This is a genomic window from Paenibacillus gyeongsangnamensis (assembly GCF_027533625.1).
GTDB classification, from domain to species: Bacteria; Bacillota; Bacilli; order Paenibacillales; family NBRC-103111; genus Paenibacillus_G; species Paenibacillus_G gyeongsangnamensis.
On record NZ_JAQAGZ010000006.1, the window covers coordinates 182,762 to 198,093 of the forward strand.

13 protein-coding genes are annotated in these 15,332 nt (G+C 55.5%); 9 read left to right on the forward strand and 4 right to left on the reverse strand.

Features of this window, described 5'->3' with window-relative positions; genetic code table 11:
* The first annotated feature begins 5 nt into the window (after nt 1-5).
* From O9H85_RS11315 to gyrA, 7 genes are all read left to right on the forward strand, one after another.
* The gene (locus O9H85_RS11315; protein WP_269881600.1) at nt 6-1,835 is read left to right on the forward strand and encodes an ABC transporter ATP-binding protein; all 1,830 of its coding nucleotides are present in this window, start codon (nt 6-8) and stop codon (nt 1,833-1,835) included.
* 169 nt (nt 1,836-2,004) lie between these two features.
* On the forward strand, nt 2,005-3,417 hold the full coding sequence (locus O9H85_RS11320) for a M23 family metallopeptidase (RefSeq protein ID WP_269881601.1): 1,413 nt from the start codon (nt 2,005-2,007) through the stop codon (nt 3,415-3,417).
* A 233-nt stretch (nt 3,418-3,650) separates the two neighbouring features.
* Nucleotides 3,651-4,484 carry a GDSL-type esterase/lipase family protein gene (locus tag O9H85_RS11325; RefSeq protein WP_269881463.1) on the forward strand — a complete coding sequence of 278 codons (834 nt, stop codon included), beginning with the start codon at nt 3,651-3,653 and terminating at the stop codon, nt 4,482-4,484.
* A gap of 16 nt (nt 4,485-4,500) precedes the next feature.
* Nucleotides 4,501-5,478: an ABC transporter ATP-binding protein gene (locus tag O9H85_RS11330; protein WP_269881464.1), complete on the forward strand. Its 978-nt coding sequence runs from the start codon at nt 4,501-4,503 to the stop codon at nt 5,476-5,478.
* Entirely contained in the window at nt 5,471-6,463 is a 993-nt protein-coding gene (locus O9H85_RS11335; RefSeq protein ID WP_269881602.1) for an ABC transporter permease, read from the forward strand. Before O9H85_RS11330 ends, O9H85_RS11335 begins: the two co-directional genes overlap by 8 nt.
* A gap of 63 nt (nt 6,464-6,526) precedes the next feature.
* Entirely contained in the window at nt 6,527-8,500 is a 1,974-nt protein-coding gene (gene parE, locus O9H85_RS11340; protein ID WP_269881465.1) for a DNA topoisomerase IV subunit B, read from the forward strand.
* Nucleotides 8,501-8,515: 15 nt separating this feature from the next.
* Complete coding sequence (gyrA, locus tag O9H85_RS11345) at nt 8,516-10,951, forward strand: DNA gyrase subunit A (protein ID WP_269881466.1); 2,436 nt, start codon at nt 8,516-8,518, stop codon at nt 10,949-10,951.
* Nucleotides 10,952-10,960: 9 nt separating this feature from the next.
* Here gyrA and O9H85_RS11350 read toward each other — a convergent pair whose 3' ends face one another.
* Nucleotides 10,961-11,137 (reverse strand): hypothetical protein, encoded by a 177-nt coding sequence (locus O9H85_RS11350; protein ID WP_269881467.1) that lies wholly within the window; start codon nt 11,135-11,137, stop codon nt 10,961-10,963.
* A gap of 194 nt (nt 11,138-11,331) precedes the next feature.
* Here O9H85_RS11350 and O9H85_RS11355 point away from each other — a divergent pair, with 194 nt between their 5' ends.
* Both O9H85_RS11355 and O9H85_RS11360 read left to right on the forward strand, forming a co-directional pair.
* Nucleotides 11,332-11,751: a MarR family winged helix-turn-helix transcriptional regulator gene (locus O9H85_RS11355; protein WP_409348127.1), complete on the forward strand. Its 420-nt coding sequence runs from the start codon at nt 11,332-11,334 to the stop codon at nt 11,749-11,751.
* Between the two features lie 146 nt (nt 11,752-11,897).
* Nucleotides 11,898-11,981: a putative holin-like toxin gene (locus O9H85_RS11360; RefSeq protein WP_269881603.1), complete on the forward strand. Its 84-nt coding sequence runs from the start codon at nt 11,898-11,900 to the stop codon at nt 11,979-11,981.
* Nucleotides 11,982-12,169: 188 nt separating this feature from the next.
* Here O9H85_RS11360 and O9H85_RS11365 read toward each other — a convergent pair whose 3' ends face one another.
* From O9H85_RS11365 to O9H85_RS11375, 3 genes are all read right to left on the reverse strand, one after another.
* Entirely contained in the window at nt 12,170-12,850 is a 681-nt protein-coding gene (locus tag O9H85_RS11365) for an RluA family pseudouridine synthase (protein ID WP_269881469.1), read from the reverse strand.
* 3 nt (nt 12,851-12,853) lie between these two features.
* The gene (locus O9H85_RS11370; RefSeq protein ID WP_269881470.1) at nt 12,854-13,717 is read right to left on the reverse strand and encodes a class I SAM-dependent methyltransferase; all 864 of its coding nucleotides are present in this window, start codon (nt 13,715-13,717) and stop codon (nt 12,854-12,856) included.
* A 154-nt stretch (nt 13,718-13,871) separates the two neighbouring features.
* The gene (locus O9H85_RS11375) at nt 13,872-15,032 is read right to left on the reverse strand and encodes a peptidylprolyl isomerase (protein ID WP_269881471.1); all 1,161 of its coding nucleotides are present in this window, start codon (nt 15,030-15,032) and stop codon (nt 13,872-13,874) included.
* Nucleotides 15,033-15,332 lie beyond the last annotated feature (300 nt).

Genomic DNA, 15,332 nt, shown 5'->3' on the forward strand with positions numbered 1-15,332 from the left:
AAGCCATGAAGCAGGACAAAGTTCAAGCCGCGGCTTCCCAAATCGAAAGCCGCTTCGTCTATCAGGACGACGAGGAGCTGGATAAGGGCTTTGACTGGAACCAGATGAAACGTCTGGGCAAATATATGAGGCCTTACGCCAAACAAATTTTGCCGATGATTTTGTTCATGATGGCGGTCGGCGCCCTGACGAAGCTGCTCAACCCGCTGCTGATCGCCTACGCGATCGACCATGCGCTCAAGGAAGGCGACGGGAAGCTGCTCGCCCTGTGCGTTACGGGCATGCTGGGCTTGTACGTGATCCAGTGGGGCGCCAACAGCTTCCGCATCCGGTACACGAACAACATCGGGCAGAAGGTCATCTACGATTTACGGCACGATCTGTTCAGCCATATTCAGCAGCTGTCGTTCCGGTTCTTCGATAAACGGCCGGCGGGCTCGATTCTCGTCCGCATCACGAATTACGTCAACTCGCTGCAGGACCTGCTGACCAACGGCGCGGTGAACCTGATGATCGACTGCGTTCAGCTGGCCGGGATCGTCGTCATCCTGCTGTTCTTTAATGTCAAGCTGGGCATGGCCATTATCATCACGGTTCCTATCATGTTTATCGTCTCCACGAAGCTGCGAGTGAAGATCCGCCGCTCCTGGCAGGTGTTCCAGACGAGGCAATCGCGGATTAACGCCCATTTGAACGAATGCATATCGGGAATGAAGGTCACCCAAGCATTTACGCAGGAAAAGGAGAACATTGCGTTCTTCGACGAAATGAACAAGGATCATCTCCGAATATGGAATCGGGCTGCGACATTAAACACATCGTTCAACCCGATCATCGAAGTGACCGGCGCCATCGGCTACTTCATCCTCTTCCTGCTCGGCGCTCTGCTCGTTCAGCGGGGAGAAATTACGGTCGGCGTGCTGGTCGCCTTCGCCACTTACATCGGCAACTTCTGGGAACCGATCAACCGGCTCGGTCAAATGTACTCCAATATGCTCGTGGCGATGGCATCCTCCGAGCGGATTTTTGAATTCATCGACGAGCAGCCTACCGTTGCGGAGAAGCCGGAGGCGGAGGTGCTGCCGCAAATCCAAGGCCGCGTATCCATGGAAGGCATCCAGTTCGAATACGAGCCGGGCCGCCACGCCTTGAAGGGCATCGATCTCGAGGTGGAGCCGGGACAATCCATTGCGCTTGTCGGCCATACCGGCTCGGGCAAAAGTACGATTATCAACCTGCTCTGCCGTTTCTACGATGTGACGGAAGGAAGCATCAAGATCGACGGTCACGATATCCGGGACGTAACGCTGCATTCGCTTCGTTCGCAAATCGGCATCGTGCTGCAGGATACGTTTATTTTCTCAGGCTCCATTCGGGACAATATCCGCTTCGGCCGGCTGAATGCAACGGACGCGGAAGTGGAGGCCGCGGCGAAGGCCGTGCGGGCGCATGATTTCATCGTCGGTCTGCCCCAGGGCTACGACACCGAGGTTCAGGAGCGGGGCAACGTGCTGTCGATGGGGCAGCGTCAGCTTATCTCGTTCGCCAGAGCGCTGCTTGCCGATCCGCGCATTCTGATTCTGGACGAAGCGACGGCCAGCATCGATACGGAGACCGAGCTGAAAATTCAGGAGGCGCTTAAGACGCTGCTGGCCGGGCGGACGTCGTTTATGATCGCGCACCGGCTGTCCACGATCCGTCATGCGGATCATATCCTCGTGCTCGATCACGGCCGAATCGTGGAGCAGGGGGACCATGAAGCGTTGATGCGGGAGCGCGGAATATATCATGGGCTGATCCAGGCCCAGTACCGCTTGCTTCAAGAAACCGGCTAATACGTAACGTCAGCATCTCCCTTTGTTTTTCGCTTTGGCGAAAGCAAAGGGAGATTTTTTGTCTTTTCTCCGCTCATTCCACATATATATGGTCAGGTAGTGCCATACTTTAGGGTTCTTCACCATTCGCTGCGCGAAAGGACCCATCCGCGGGAGGTTAGGAACGTTGATGAGCAAACGCATGTTTTTCCGGGTGCTTGGTTTCATTCAATGGTCTGCTGCCTTGGTAATGCTTTTGGGGCTGGGTTTTTCAGGCAAATGGTTATATGCGAAAGGCAGTTCGCCTGTGCGCTTCGACGTATTTCTGGATGACCAAAGAATCGGTACCGTCGGCGATCCGGGCACGGTCCAACGCTGGAAGCAGCGGTTGTATGAGGATTGGGAGCAGCAGCACGGCGGCCTTGAGGTCACATCGAATATGGAGAGTTTGCGGTTCGTGCCCAGCATATCGGGCATCGAACCGATGGATCCCGAGGCGGTTCTGTCGGCTCTTCGGGAGAAGCTGGAGATGAGAGTATGGGCGGTTGAGCTTCGGGTCGACGGCAAGGTCGCCGGCTATATGAAGGATTCGCTGGAAGCGCTTGAGCTGCTGGAGCAGGTCAAGGCGCCTTACGTGACCAAAGAAAAACGGGTGACGGCACTCTCCGCCGGACCGCAAGACCCGGTTTCCGCAGCCACCAGGAAATCGGATGCCGATTTTGTAGAGCGAGTGGAGTTGATCGATGCTGCGATCGCTCCGGAGCAATTGGAAACAAGGGAGTCGGTATGGAACCGGTTGATGGACGGAGACAGGAAGCCTTTTGCCTATAAGGTCGTGTCAGGAGACTGCATCTCGCTGATCGCTCAAAGGTTCGGGATACCGGCTGAGGTGATTTACCGCAATAATCCCCAGGTTAAGAACGATCTCATACGCGTGGGAGAGGTGCTGAACCTGACGGTTTCCGAGCCGCTGCTGAGCGTCCGAACGACGGAGCAGCGAGAGGAAACGGTGAAGGTGCCGAGCGGCATCGTTTACGAGAAGGACGAGGAGCTCGCGTCCGGCGTGATTCGCATCGTATCGCAAGGAAAACCCGGCGTCAAGCAGTTGATCTATGAAACCGTCAAAGTGAACGGCGTGGCCGTTGAAGAACGGATCGCCGGCGAGCAGCTATTGGAAGCCCCCGTGCAAACGGTCGTTCGGCAGGGGACGAAGGCCGTGTCCGGAACAGGGACAGGCTCGTTCGCCGTTCCTGTCGTCCACGCCACTGTGACGAGCGGCTTCGGCATGCGCTGGGGAACGGTTCATTACGGTACCGACCTGGTGTCCGACGAGAAATCGATTCTGGCCTCCGATCAGGGGACCGTTACGTTCGCCGGGCTGAAGTCGGGCTACGGCAACTGCATCGTCATCAATCACGGGAACGGGTTTGAAACGCTGTACGGCCATCTGAGCAAGATGGACGTACGCGCCGGAGACCGCGTCCGTAAGGGCGAAAAAATCGGGGTTATGGGACAGACGGGCAACGCTACAGGCGTCCATCTGCATTTTGAGATTCATAAGAACGGCGAACAGCAAAATCCGATGAAATATTTGCAGCTATAAACCCTTGTATTCGCATGGATTTGCCCCTTGATATTCAAGGGGCTTGTTGGCGCTGGGAAGCTGCCGGGCATTTAAGGGATTCCAAGGCAAGACTTGATCCAGAACGTACGTTTGCTATAATAAGGGTAACTGCATGCGGCTGCATTTGCAAAACGCGCTGTAAACCGCTACTCTAAAAAATAAAGCACCTTATTTTGCATTTTTATTACATCCGTGAGTTGGGGGAGAATAGGTTGAATTCTTCGCGTTGGTTGTGGCGCTGGGTTGGCGGTGGCGCCATGGCGGCCACACTGCTGTGCTTGTTCGGATTCGGATATGCCGCTAATCAAATCATATTTCCTAAGCCTGCCGCCCCGGATGCAGCCGGCCCGGCAGGCGCGCCGCAGGCCGAAAAGCCCAAGCAGGATGCGTGGGACGCCAAGGCTAAGATCCAAATTGTGGCTCTAGGCGATTCCCTTACGGTCGGCACCGGAGATTTGACCGGGAAGGGCTACGTCGGCAGGACGCGGGATCTGCTGGAGAAGCAGCTGGGCAAGCCGGTTTTCGTTTACAATAACTTTGCCATTGCTGGCTACCGCACGTACGACTTGCTCAAGGATTGGGATGCGAAGAAGGATATCGGCAAATCGATTGCGGAAGCCGACCTCGTGCTGCTGACGATCGGCGGCAACGATTTGTTCGAAGGCGGAGGCGACATCTTCACGAACAGCGCTACCGGAGAGGGCTTCAATCCGAAAGCGGCGGCGGACCGCATGCCGGAAGCGCTGAAGCGGCTGAGCGACATCTTCGATCGGATCGCCAAGGCGAATCCGAAGGCCCGGGTGCTCTATGTCGGACTGTACCACCCGTTCCTTGATTTGGATCCGCAGCGTACGGGGGCGCCGATCGTCCAGCAGTGGAACAAGTCGGCATTCGATCTGGCTAACCGCTATCCGAATTTCGTCGTCGTGCCGACCTACGATTTGTTCGAGCTGGGGCTCTCGAAATATTTGTATACGGATCACTTTCACCCGAACCAGGACGGATATGCCCGGATCGCAGGGCGGATCGCCGAAATATTGAACTAGAGAGGAGGAGCCGCGCGTGCTCGTGAAGGACGACCGGAGGGAGACGGTTCTCTCCGTAAACAATGTCAAGAAAACGATCGGCAACCGGTTGATCATCAAGGGCATATCCTTCGAGGTCTATGCCGGTGAAATCTTCGGCTTCCTGGGGCCGAACGGTTCGGGCAAGACGACGACGATCCGGATGCTGGTAGACTTGATCAAGCCGACCGGAGGGTCGATCACCATCTGCGGCCAAGACGTGCATAAGGAGCATAATGAGGCGCTCCGCCATGTCGGATGCATCGTCGAGAATCCGGAGCTATACCCGTATTTGAGCGGCTGGGAGAACCTGGAGCAATTCGCGAGAATGCTGCCCGGGGTTTCGGAAGAGCGGATCCGGGAAGTGGTCGACATCGTCGGCATGGACCAGCGCATCCACGACAGGGTGAAGACGTATTCCCTCGGCATGCGGCAGCGGCTCGGCATCGCCCAGGCGCTGCTCAATCGGCCGAAGCTGCTTATTCTGGACGAGCCGACGAACGGGCTCGATCCGCAAGGCATCAAGGAGCTGCGGGAATTTATCCGGCAGCTTGCTGACACCGGTCTGAGCCTGTTCGTCTCCAGCCACCTGCTCAGCGAGATCCAGCAGATGTGCGACAGAGTCGCCATCATCAGCCACGGCGAGGTTATTAAAGTGGGGGAAGTCGGAGCTCTGATCGACGAATCGGCCAGCACAGTCGTATGGAAGGCCGTTCCGCTAACGGCTGCGCTGGAAGTGCTCGGGCGGCATAACGCGATCGAGATTGTGGAAACGGACGCCGGGTCTGGCGATCAGCAGGACAGTAACGGGAAGCCGTACGAGGCCTTCATTGTCACCCGGGTTAGTCCGGCTGCTATCCCAGAGCTGACGCGGCAGCTGGTAGAAGCGGGAATCTCACTTTACGGCATTGAAATCAAGCATCCGACCCTGGAGGATTTATTCCTGGAGCTGACGGAGGGTGAACGCATTGGTTAGCCTGTATCCGCTCGTAATGAACGAATGCATCAAGATTGTGAAGAAGCGCAGGCTGCTCGTCGTGCTGATAATTTTGGCCGCGATTATCCCTATGTTTACCTATGCCCAGCTGAAGGTGGCGCAGAATAACGAGAAGCAGTTCGGGACTACCGACTGGAGGGCGGAGCAGCGGCAGAAGATTGTCGATTACACCCGAAGCCTCGGAAGCGCGCGCGTCCCGGAGGAATGGAAGCAGTTCCGGCGGGTCGAGGTGAAGCTGGCGCAGTACTATTTGGATAAAGATGTGAATCCCTCTGCGCCGAACGGGGTAACCTTTACAAGAGAGTTTCTCAAAAATGCCGTCGGCTTGTTCATTCCGCTGATGGTGATGGTGGTCGCGGCGGATCTGATCTCCGGCGAGCATTCGGGCGGGACGATCAAGCTGCTGCTGACGAGACCTGTTCAAAGGTGGAAAATACTGCTCAGCAAGCTGATCAGCATGCTGCTTTTCGTATCCGTGATCGTGATTGCGACCGGCTTATTATGCTACCTCATTTCGGGAATCGTTTTCGGCTATGGCGGATGGGACATGCCTGTCTTCTTCGGGTTCCAGATCAAAGGAACGGAACTGGACCTCTCGTATGTACGTCCGGTCGACCATTGGCTATTCCTGATCATGGAGCTCGGTCTTGTCTGGTATTCGGCGCTGATCGTAGCCGTCATGACGCTGATGGTGTCCGTGCTTGTACGATCGACGGCCGCAGGGATGGGGATCATGCTGGCCGTGCTCATTTCGGGGACGATTCTTTCCAATATGGTCTCTTCCTGGGAGACCGCGAAATATTTGTTTATGGTAAATTTAAGGCTGACGGACTATCTTACGGGGAGTCTTCCGCCGATAAAAGGGATGGACTTGCCGTTCTCTTTAGCCGTTCTTACCGTGTGGGGCGGTCTGTCCCTGATCGTTTCGTTTGCGGTCTTCACGAAAAAAGATGTATTGAACTAATGGAATCTAATGTTATAATGCATGATAGTTGAATGGAAGACTTAGGGTTTAGGGGAGGCTGCGATGACGGAACAACTCGATTTGTTTACTAAAACCGTAGCAGCGCCGGCGGATTACGGTGCGGACGATATTCAAGTGCTGGAGGGACTCGTCGCCGTTCGGAAACGTCCGGGGATGTACATCGGAAGCACAAGCTCATCCGGTTTGCATCACTTGGTATGGGAAATCGTGGATAACGCCGTGGACGAGCATCTGGCCAAATATTGCTCGCAGATCGACGTGACCATTCATAAGGATCAGTCGGTTACCGTGCTGGACAACGGACGGGGCATCCCGACCGGAATGCACAAAACGGGAATTCCTACGCCGCAGGTGGTGTTTACCATGCTGCATGCCGGAGGCAAATTCGGCGGAGCCGGATACAAGAAGTCGGGCGGATTGCACGGCGTCGGGGCTTCCGTGACGAACGCGCTGTCCGAATGGCTGGTTGTTGAAATTTACCGCGAAGGCAAAATACACCGCCAGCGGTTCGAATATTGGGTCGATGAGCAGGGCAAGGAGCATGTCGGCGAACCGGTCAATGGACTGGAAGTGATCGGCACCACCCGCAAAACCGGCACGAAGGTCACCTTCAAGCCGGACAAAAGAGTATTTCAGGGCGGCATTTCGCTTAACCACGATACGTTGTTCGAACGCTTACAAGAAATTGCCTTCCTGAATTCGGGGCTGAAGGTGACGCTGACCGACGAACGCTCCGGCAAGGAGGATGTATTCCAATATGACGGCGGAGCGAGCGAATTCGTTCAGTTCCTGAACGAGGAGAAGACCGTTCTGCACGATGTGATTCATTTTGTCGCCGAGAAGGACGATATCGAGGTCGAGGTGGCGCTTCAATATAACGACGGCTATACCGAGACGATCGTCTCGTTCGTGAACTCGATTCCGACGCGCGGCGGCGGTACGCACGAAACCGGATTTAAGACCGCGTATACGCGGGTCATGAACGATTACGCCCGCAAGACAGGCATGCTGAAGGAGAAAGAGAAAAATCTCGACGGCCAGGATCTCCGCGAAGGGATGATGTCCGTCATTAATATCAAGATGAGCGAGGTCGAGTTCGTCGGCCAAACGAAGGACCAGCTGGGGAGCGCCTCGGCGCGCAGCGCGGTCGATTCGGTCGTCTCGGACAAGATGGCGGTGTTTCTGGAAGAGAACCCGCAGGTCGCCCAGCTCATCATGAAGAAGGCGATCCAATCGGCCAAAGCGCGCGAAGCGGCACGCAAGGCGCGGGAGGAAGTGCGCAGCGGCAAGAAGGGGCGCAGCGAGAGCTCGAACCTGGGCGGGAAGCTTACCCCGGCACAATCCAAGGATTATGCCCGCAACGAGCTGTTTATCGTCGAAGGCGACTCCGCCGGAGGCTCCGCCAAGCAGGGAAGGGATTCCAAGCATCAGGCGATCCTGCCGCTGAAGGGCAAGCCGATGAATCCCGAGAAATCGAAGCTGCTCGACGTGATGAAGAACGATGAATATAAAGCCATTATCGCCGCCATCGGCGCAGGGGTGGGACCGGAATTCGACGAAGCCGAGTCGAACTACGGCAAAATCATCATTATGACGGATGCGGATACGGACGGCGCGCATATCCAAGTGCTGCTGCTGACGTTCTTCTACCGATACATGAAGCCGCTCATTGACGCCGGCAAAGTATATATCGCCCAGCCGCCGCTGTTCAAAGTGACGAAGAAAGCGGGCAAGAGCAGCAGCGTTCGCTATGCCTGGACCGACGAGCAGCTCGCAGCGCTCACCAAGGAGCTCGGCAAAAATATCGAGCTGCAGCGGTATAAGGGGCTCGGCGAGATGAACCCCGATCAGCTGTGGGAAACGACGATGGATCCGACGACACGCACGCTGCTTCAGGTGAAGATCGACGACGCGGCCAAGGCCGAACGCCGGGTTTCTACGCTGATGGGGGATAAAGTAGATCCGCGCAAGCGATGGATTATCGAGAACGTGGACTTTACGGAATATGAAGAGTAAACGGGGGCCAAACGCTTGAGTACACTGGAAAACTTTTTGCCGGCCTTTCTGGAAGAAGTGGTCGGGGACCGGTTCGGCCGGTACTCCAAATATATTATTCAAGACCGGGCGATTCCCGATGTGCGCGACGGCTTGAAGCCGGTGCAGCGGCGGATTCTGTACGCGATGTACGATGCGGGTAATACGCCGGACAAGCCGTACCGCAAGTCGGCGAAGACCGTCGGTGACGTCATGGGCAACTATCATCCGCATGGCGACGCCTCCATTTATGAAGGCATGGTGCGGATGGCGCAGTCGTGGAAGATGAGCCATATGCTGATCGACGGCCATGGCAACTGGGGCTCAATGGACGACGATCCCGCCGCGGCCATGCGGTATACGGAGGCAAGGCTGTCCCCGATCTCCATGGAGCTTCTGCGGGACATTGAGAAGCGGACGGTGCAGTTCAAGGACAACTTCGACAATACGACGAAGGAGCCCGTCGTGCTGCCTTCCCGTTATCCGAATCTGCTCGTCAACGGGGTCAGCGGCATTTCATCCGGGTTCGCTACGGAAATTCCGACCCATAACCTGCGCGAGGTGATTAACGCTTGCGTGGAATTAATCGATCGACCGGATATTACGCTGGAGGAGCTGATGGGCGTCATTCAAGGCCCGGATTTTCCTACCGGCGGCATTATTATGGGCTCCGAGGGGATTCGGGAGGCTTACCGTACCGGTCGCGGCCGCATTTATTTGCGCGGACGGACAACGATCGAGGAGCTCCGCGGCGGGCGTCAGCAAATCGTCATCACGGAGATTCCGTATCAAGTAGTGAAAGCGCGGCTCGTTACCGCTATGGAAAATATTCGTCTTGAGAAGAAGATCGAGGGGATTGACGAAGTCCGAGACGAGAGCGGCCGGGAAGGGCTGCGGATCGTTGTCGAGCTGAAGAAGAACGCCGATGCGCAGGGCATTCTCGCTTACCTTCTCAAGAAGACCGATCTTCAAGTCTCCTATAGCTTCAACATGGTCGCCATCGTCAACAAGACGCCGAGGCAGCTCGGCGTAATCGAGATGCTGCAGGCTTACATCGAGCATCAGAAGGAAGTCGTGACCTTCCGTTCCCGTTATGAGCTGGAGAAGGCGGAAGACCGCGCTCATGTGCTCGAAGGCCTGGTCAAGGCCCTGAACATTCTGGATGAAATCATCGCGGCAATCAAAGCCTCCAAGAACCGTCAGGACGCTCAGAACAACCTCGTGGCGCAGTTCGGGTTCACGGAACGCCAGGCGGATGCGATTCTTACCCTGCAGCTCTACCGGTTGACGAATCTCGAGATTCATTCGCTCGAGAAGGAGCTGAAGGACATCCAGAAGACGATCGCCTATCTTCAGGGGATTCTTGGCAGCGAGAAGAAGCTGCTCGGCGTAATCAAGAGTGAAATGTCGGAAATTCGGGATAAATACGGGATCGACCGGCGTTCGGAGATTCATGATGAAGTGGAAGAGCTGAAGGTCGGACTTGAGGTGATGGTTACTGCGGAGGACGTATTCGTAACCTTGTCCCAAGACGGTTATATCAAACGGACCGGGAAGCTGTCCTTCATCCGTTCAGGCGGCGAAATCGATAAGACCGGCTTGAAGGAAGGGGACCATCTCCGTTACCTTCTCGACGTGAATACGCTGGAGAATCTGCTGATCTTCACGCAGAAAGGCCAGTATTATTTGCTTCCGGTGCATCAAATTCCGGAATATAAGTGGAAGGAGAACGGTACCGCAATCGTCAACGTCATTCCGATTCCGAAGGACGACCGGATCGTTCACGTCATTCCGGTGAAAGATTTCGACGAGCCCGGCAAGTCGCTCCTCTTCATTACCCGCAAAGGACAAGTCAAGAGGACGGAGCTCAAGGAATATATGACAAACCGTTCCATCGGGATCGTCGCCTGCAAGGTAGGGGACCAGGACGCATTGATCGATGTGAAGGTCAGCACCGGCGAGAAGGACCTGCTGCTCGTGTCGAAGCAGGGAATGGCGATCCGTTTCAAGGAGGCCGAGGTCAATCCGATGGGCCGGGCTGCCGCCGGCGTACGGGGCATTCAGCTGAAGGAGGACGACGAGATCGTCAGCGCGGAATGGCTTGACGAGGACGAGGGCGAAATACTGGTCGTATCCGACTTGGGCTATGCCAAGCGTTCGCTCGTGATCGATTATCCGGTGCAAGGACGCGGCGGGAAGGGCATCATCACTTTTGAATTCAAAGAAGGCAAGCGGGTAAAATCGAACGGCGAGGAGCTCGTCGGAGCTTTCTCCGTGAAGGAGCCGTTCGAAGTCGGCGCCTTTATCAGCACCGGAGAACGCGCGAGCGCATCGACGGAGCAAGCGCCGATCGAGGACCGCAAATCTCCGGGCAAGCCGATCTTCCCGGTAAGCAAGAATGACAAGATTACGAAAATTATGAAGTTCCTATAGTAGGTCCGTTCAATCGTAGCTGCTGTATTCGCTGCTCAGCTGCTCCAGCTTTTCCATAAGCTGGAGCAGCATTTGCAGTGCGGCCCACACCGGCATCGGATCATCCAGCCGCCCCAGCCAGTGAGGGTCGCTAATAATTCCTTTCCGCAGAGCTTCCTCCCCCAATTGAACCTTCCAAGCCTCCATAACTTATTCCTCCTTGACCGCACGGATTGACAAGCTTCGCCGGATAGGCGAACATCCCTATTGCAATATATGTTGAACGACGTCTAAAGGTACCCTTATTTATCAAGGCATGTCCTAAAATATTCATGCCGTTAATCTTTTATTCGACTTTGAGAATCGATATAATAGAATTAAAGATTGGATTTCCGGGAGTGATGGCTGTGATAACCCAAGAATTTGCCAAGCTGTGGTGGAAATTGTCCAAGGATCTGCGTACGCACATGGAGACGGAGCTGTCGCCTACACTGACCGAAGGCCAGCTAACCGTTCTGGAGCTTCTCATGTTCTCCAATCAGGACACCATGAAGCCTTCTGATTTCATTGAGTTCCTCAATACGACCCCGGCTGCGATTACCACGCTGCTGGACCGGATGGAGAAGGGCGGTCTGATTACCCGCGAGAGGGATGAGAAGGACCGGCGGATCGTTTGGGTGAAGGTATCGGACAGAGGCCGCGAGGAATGCGAACGGGGGCTCAAGATCAGGGAGCATTTCCTCCAGAACTATCTTGGACGCATCTCGTCCCATAATCAGCAGCTCCTCGTCTATTTGCTTGGTAAAGTGGCGAACGCCTAGTACTTTGGACTCTTTTTGCGAATGTATGTTCGCATAATTGTTCTTGTATGGTATAATGTGGATACAGTAGAAGGCTTTCGAGGGCGGTTGGCACACGCTCCTGTTCGTCATTCCGGCTTGCCGGCAAGCGGGAAGGAGGTGTTGCCATGGAAGTAAAGGATTCCATCTCCATGATGTTCATGTTCGGCATGTTCATCTTGGCTTTGCTTTCCTACTTGAGAAAGAAGTAGACCTCCCTTGGGCCTGAGTAGCCGGGAGGTCTGTGCAAGTATCTTGAATGCTGATCGCCCTTAGGAGGCAATCTATTGTGGGACCGCCGATGCTGCGAACATCAGCGGTCTTTATTCATTCTTCGAATGTAGCTTCATCATAACATATTCCGGCCGGCTTTGAAAAGATTGAAATGGTTCCCGCCGTTCTAAGCTTCCCATAACAACGAAGGGTAGCCCTGTGGAGGCGTTGAGACGAAGCTCAGCGTCTCTTTGGTCGTCGGGTGCTCGAACTCCAGACGGGTGGACCAGAGCGCAATTTGTTGTCCCGGTTCGGCCCTGGGTCCGCCATACCGCTGATCTCCTACCAAGGGGCAGCCGATCGCCGCGAACTGGACGCGAATCTGATGGGGTCTTCCGGTATGGAGCTCGATCTGTACTTTCGAGCAGCCGTCCCGGCTTCCCAACACCCGATAATCCAGCACAGCCTCCTTAGCTCCGCTCTTGGCCGGCGGGACGACCGACACCCGGTTCGTCTTCGGATCCTTCAGCAAATAATGCGTGAGCGTCCCTTGAGGCTCCTTCGGCCGTCCGTGGACGACGGCGGTATATTCCTTGCGAATGCTGCGGGTCCGGACGGCGTCGGAGAGGCGGGAAGCCGCCTTCGACGTCTTGGCGAATACCATAACGCCGCCGACCGGGCGGTCAAGCCGATGGACGAGTCCGAGGAACACGTTGCCCGGCTTGCCGTGGCGGTGCTTCAAATCGGCCTTCAGCAGCGTCAGCATATCCGGGTCACGGGAATCGTCTTCCTGCGAAGGAACGTTCGGCGGTTTGACGACGACCAGCACATGATTGTCCTCATACAGAACGGGAATGACAGGCGGCACGGCCTACCCCTCCCAACGTCCAAGGATGCCGCATGGCAGCGTCAGTCCCGAAGCCGTAATCGGCAGACCGATCTCGCCGCACGTTATGCTGCCGCCGTAAGAACGCCCGAGGGACAAGGCTAATATATTGTGCAATACGGTGGCGGAAATGCCGGTCGTGTACGAGTTGATCAAGAAGAACAACGGCTTATCCGTCAGGATGCTCATACAAGATTCCACGAACGGGTACAGATTGGTCTCGAGCTTCCATGTTTCGCCATTCGGCCCCCGGCCGTAGGAAGGAGGGTCCATAATGATGGCGTCATATTTGCTGCCTCGGCGCTGCTCGCGCTGCACGAATTTAAATACGTCGTCCGTAATGAAGCGAACCTTGCGCTCTCCGAGTTCCGACAGCTGTACGTTCTCCTTGGCCCACTGCACCATGCCCTTGGCGGCATCGACATGGCATACCTCGGCCCCCGCGGATGCGCAGGCGATCGTGGCTCCCCCGGTATAGGCGAACAGGTTCAGTACCCGAATCGGGCGGCCTGCGCCGCGGATCTTATCCATCATCCAGCTCCAGTTGACGGCCTGCTCCGGGAACAGCCCCGTATGCTTAAAGCCGGTTGGCTTGATGTAGAACGACAAACCTTTATAAGTAACGGTCCAGCGCTCGGGGAGCTCTTTCTTGTATTCCCAGCTCCCGCCGCCGCTGGAGCTGCGGTGATAGTGGGCGTCTGCGCTTCTCCAGGCGCCGCTGTCTTTTACCAAGGGCCAAATGATCTGAGGATCGGGTCTCCTCAGAACAATAGTTCCCCAACGTTCGAGCTTCTCCCCGCCGCCTGTATCGATTAATTCGTAATCCTGCCAATCCTGCGCTGCAAACATGCGTACAACCATCCTTTATGTACAAAATATTCGGCTTTCTTTTCCTACACATTCTACACGATTTAACGGTTTGAATCCACAAGAGAGCCCGCTGCGCAAAAAGGACCTTAACCCCGGGAGGGAGTCAAGGTCCTTTCGCTTGCTTGCAGCCGGATTACTTCGGCAGGTTCTCGCTCTGAATCATTGCTTGGACGTCCTTCGTGATGAAGGAATTCAAACGGGTTTGAATGAGCTCATTCGTCAGCTGGTTCTTTACTTCATCGTAGGCTTGCGTCTTGCGTGCTTCCACGCGCATAATGTGGTAGCCGTAATCCGTTTGCACCGGATCGCTGATTTGATTAAGCTCCAGATCCATCGCCGCCTTCTTGAACGGGGCGACGAAGCTCTTGAGCGGAGCGTCGGGATAGAGTCCGCCGTTTTGCTTCGAGCCCGGGTCGTCGGTATATTCCTTCGCCACGGTGGCGAAGTCCGCGCCCGACTTCAGCTTGTCCTGCACTTCCTTGACGCGCTTGTCGATTTCGTCCTTGCTGCGTGCCGTGCCGTTCGCATTGTCGTTCGAGATGAGCACGTGGCGAACCGACGCGATCACAAAGTCGCCCGTTTTCTCGGCGATGCGCCGGTCGTACTCCGCCTTCACCTTGTCATCGGTGAACTCGGACGCAATCAGCTTGTTTCCGTTGATCATATTCTCGATGAACCCCTGCAGATCTTCCTGGGTTACGCCGGCCTTGGTCAGAGCGGCGGCATAATCGGCATCCGGCGAAGCGGATTTGGCCGTTAAATTTTTCTTGATGAGCGCGAGCTGGGCCGTTACGGTTTGGGCGGAGGCGCTCTTCATGTCGTCCGTTACCCTCGAAGAAAGCAGCCGATAGGCAATCAGCTGATTGAGTATGTATTGTTTATATTGATCTTTGAGCTGCGGATCGCTGAGGTATTCGGCGTAGTCCGGATTCAGCAGCTGGTCGATCGCAAGATATTTCTCATACTCGCCTTGCGTCACTTGCCCGCCGTTATATGCAGCGACAACCGTGCCGAGGTCGACTTTGCGTCCGACCCAGATCGTGCCGGTGTCTCCGTCATAGCCGACTTCTTTGCCAAGCGCTTCGCTGACGAATCGAAGCGGTACATACGTAGTCCCGTTATAGATGAAGCCCTGGCCCTGATCGGCCGTCGGCTTTTTCTCCACCCCGTCGAACATATATTTCAGGCTCTTGAAGTAGACTTCAATTTGCGTTCCGCTGGCATAGGCGACCGATCCGGTCAGCATGACCCCCAGGGACAGGCCAAGCACAAGGCCTTTGAATTTGTCGTTCATTCGTTATATCCATCCTTTCCGGTTATCCTCCACATATTCTACGCGGGCCGGGCGAATCCTTCTTTTTAACGTACGAGAATGAATTTCACGCAATTGTCATAATCGTTGCTAAAGCTTGGAGAAAGTGGTGGATAGTTCGGGACCGCCTCCATCCGCCGATCGGTCAAGGAGCAGCCATTGGATAATCGTCTTCCGTCCAGAGCTGCGGGGGCATGTTTTGCCATGTCCATACATATTCTGCCTTACGGGTATGAACACAAAATAAGCATTTTCATGTTTTCATTGCAAGTTTGCAAACAA

Coding starts and splice junctions, on each gene's coding strand:
- O9H85_RS11315 (WP_269881600.1), top strand. CDS start 6: ATGAAGCAGGACAAAGTTCAAGCCGCGGCTTCCCAAATCGAAAGCCGC.
- O9H85_RS11320 (WP_269881601.1), top strand. CDS start 2,005: ATGAGCAAACGCATGTTTTTCCGGGTGCTTGGTTTCATTCAATGGTCT.
- parE (WP_269881465.1), top strand. CDS start 6,527: ATGACGGAACAACTCGATTTGTTTACTAAAACCGTAGCAGCGCCGGCG.
- O9H85_RS11350 (WP_269881467.1), bottom strand. CDS start 11,137: ATGGAGGCTTGGAAGGTTCAATTGGGGGAGGAAGCTCTGCGGAAAGGA.
- O9H85_RS11355 (WP_409348127.1), top strand. CDS start 11,332: ATGGCTGTGATAACCCAAGAATTTGCCAAGCTGTGGTGGAAATTGTCC.
- O9H85_RS11360 (WP_269881603.1), top strand. CDS start 11,898: ATGGAAGTAAAGGATTCCATCTCCATGATGTTCATGTTCGGCATGTTC.
- O9H85_RS11370 (WP_269881470.1), bottom strand. CDS start 13,717: ATGTTTGCAGCGCAGGATTGGCAGGATTACGAATTAATCGATACAGGC.
- O9H85_RS11375 (WP_269881471.1), bottom strand. CDS start 15,032: ATGAACGACAAATTCAAAGGCCTTGTGCTTGGCCTGTCCCTGGGGGTC.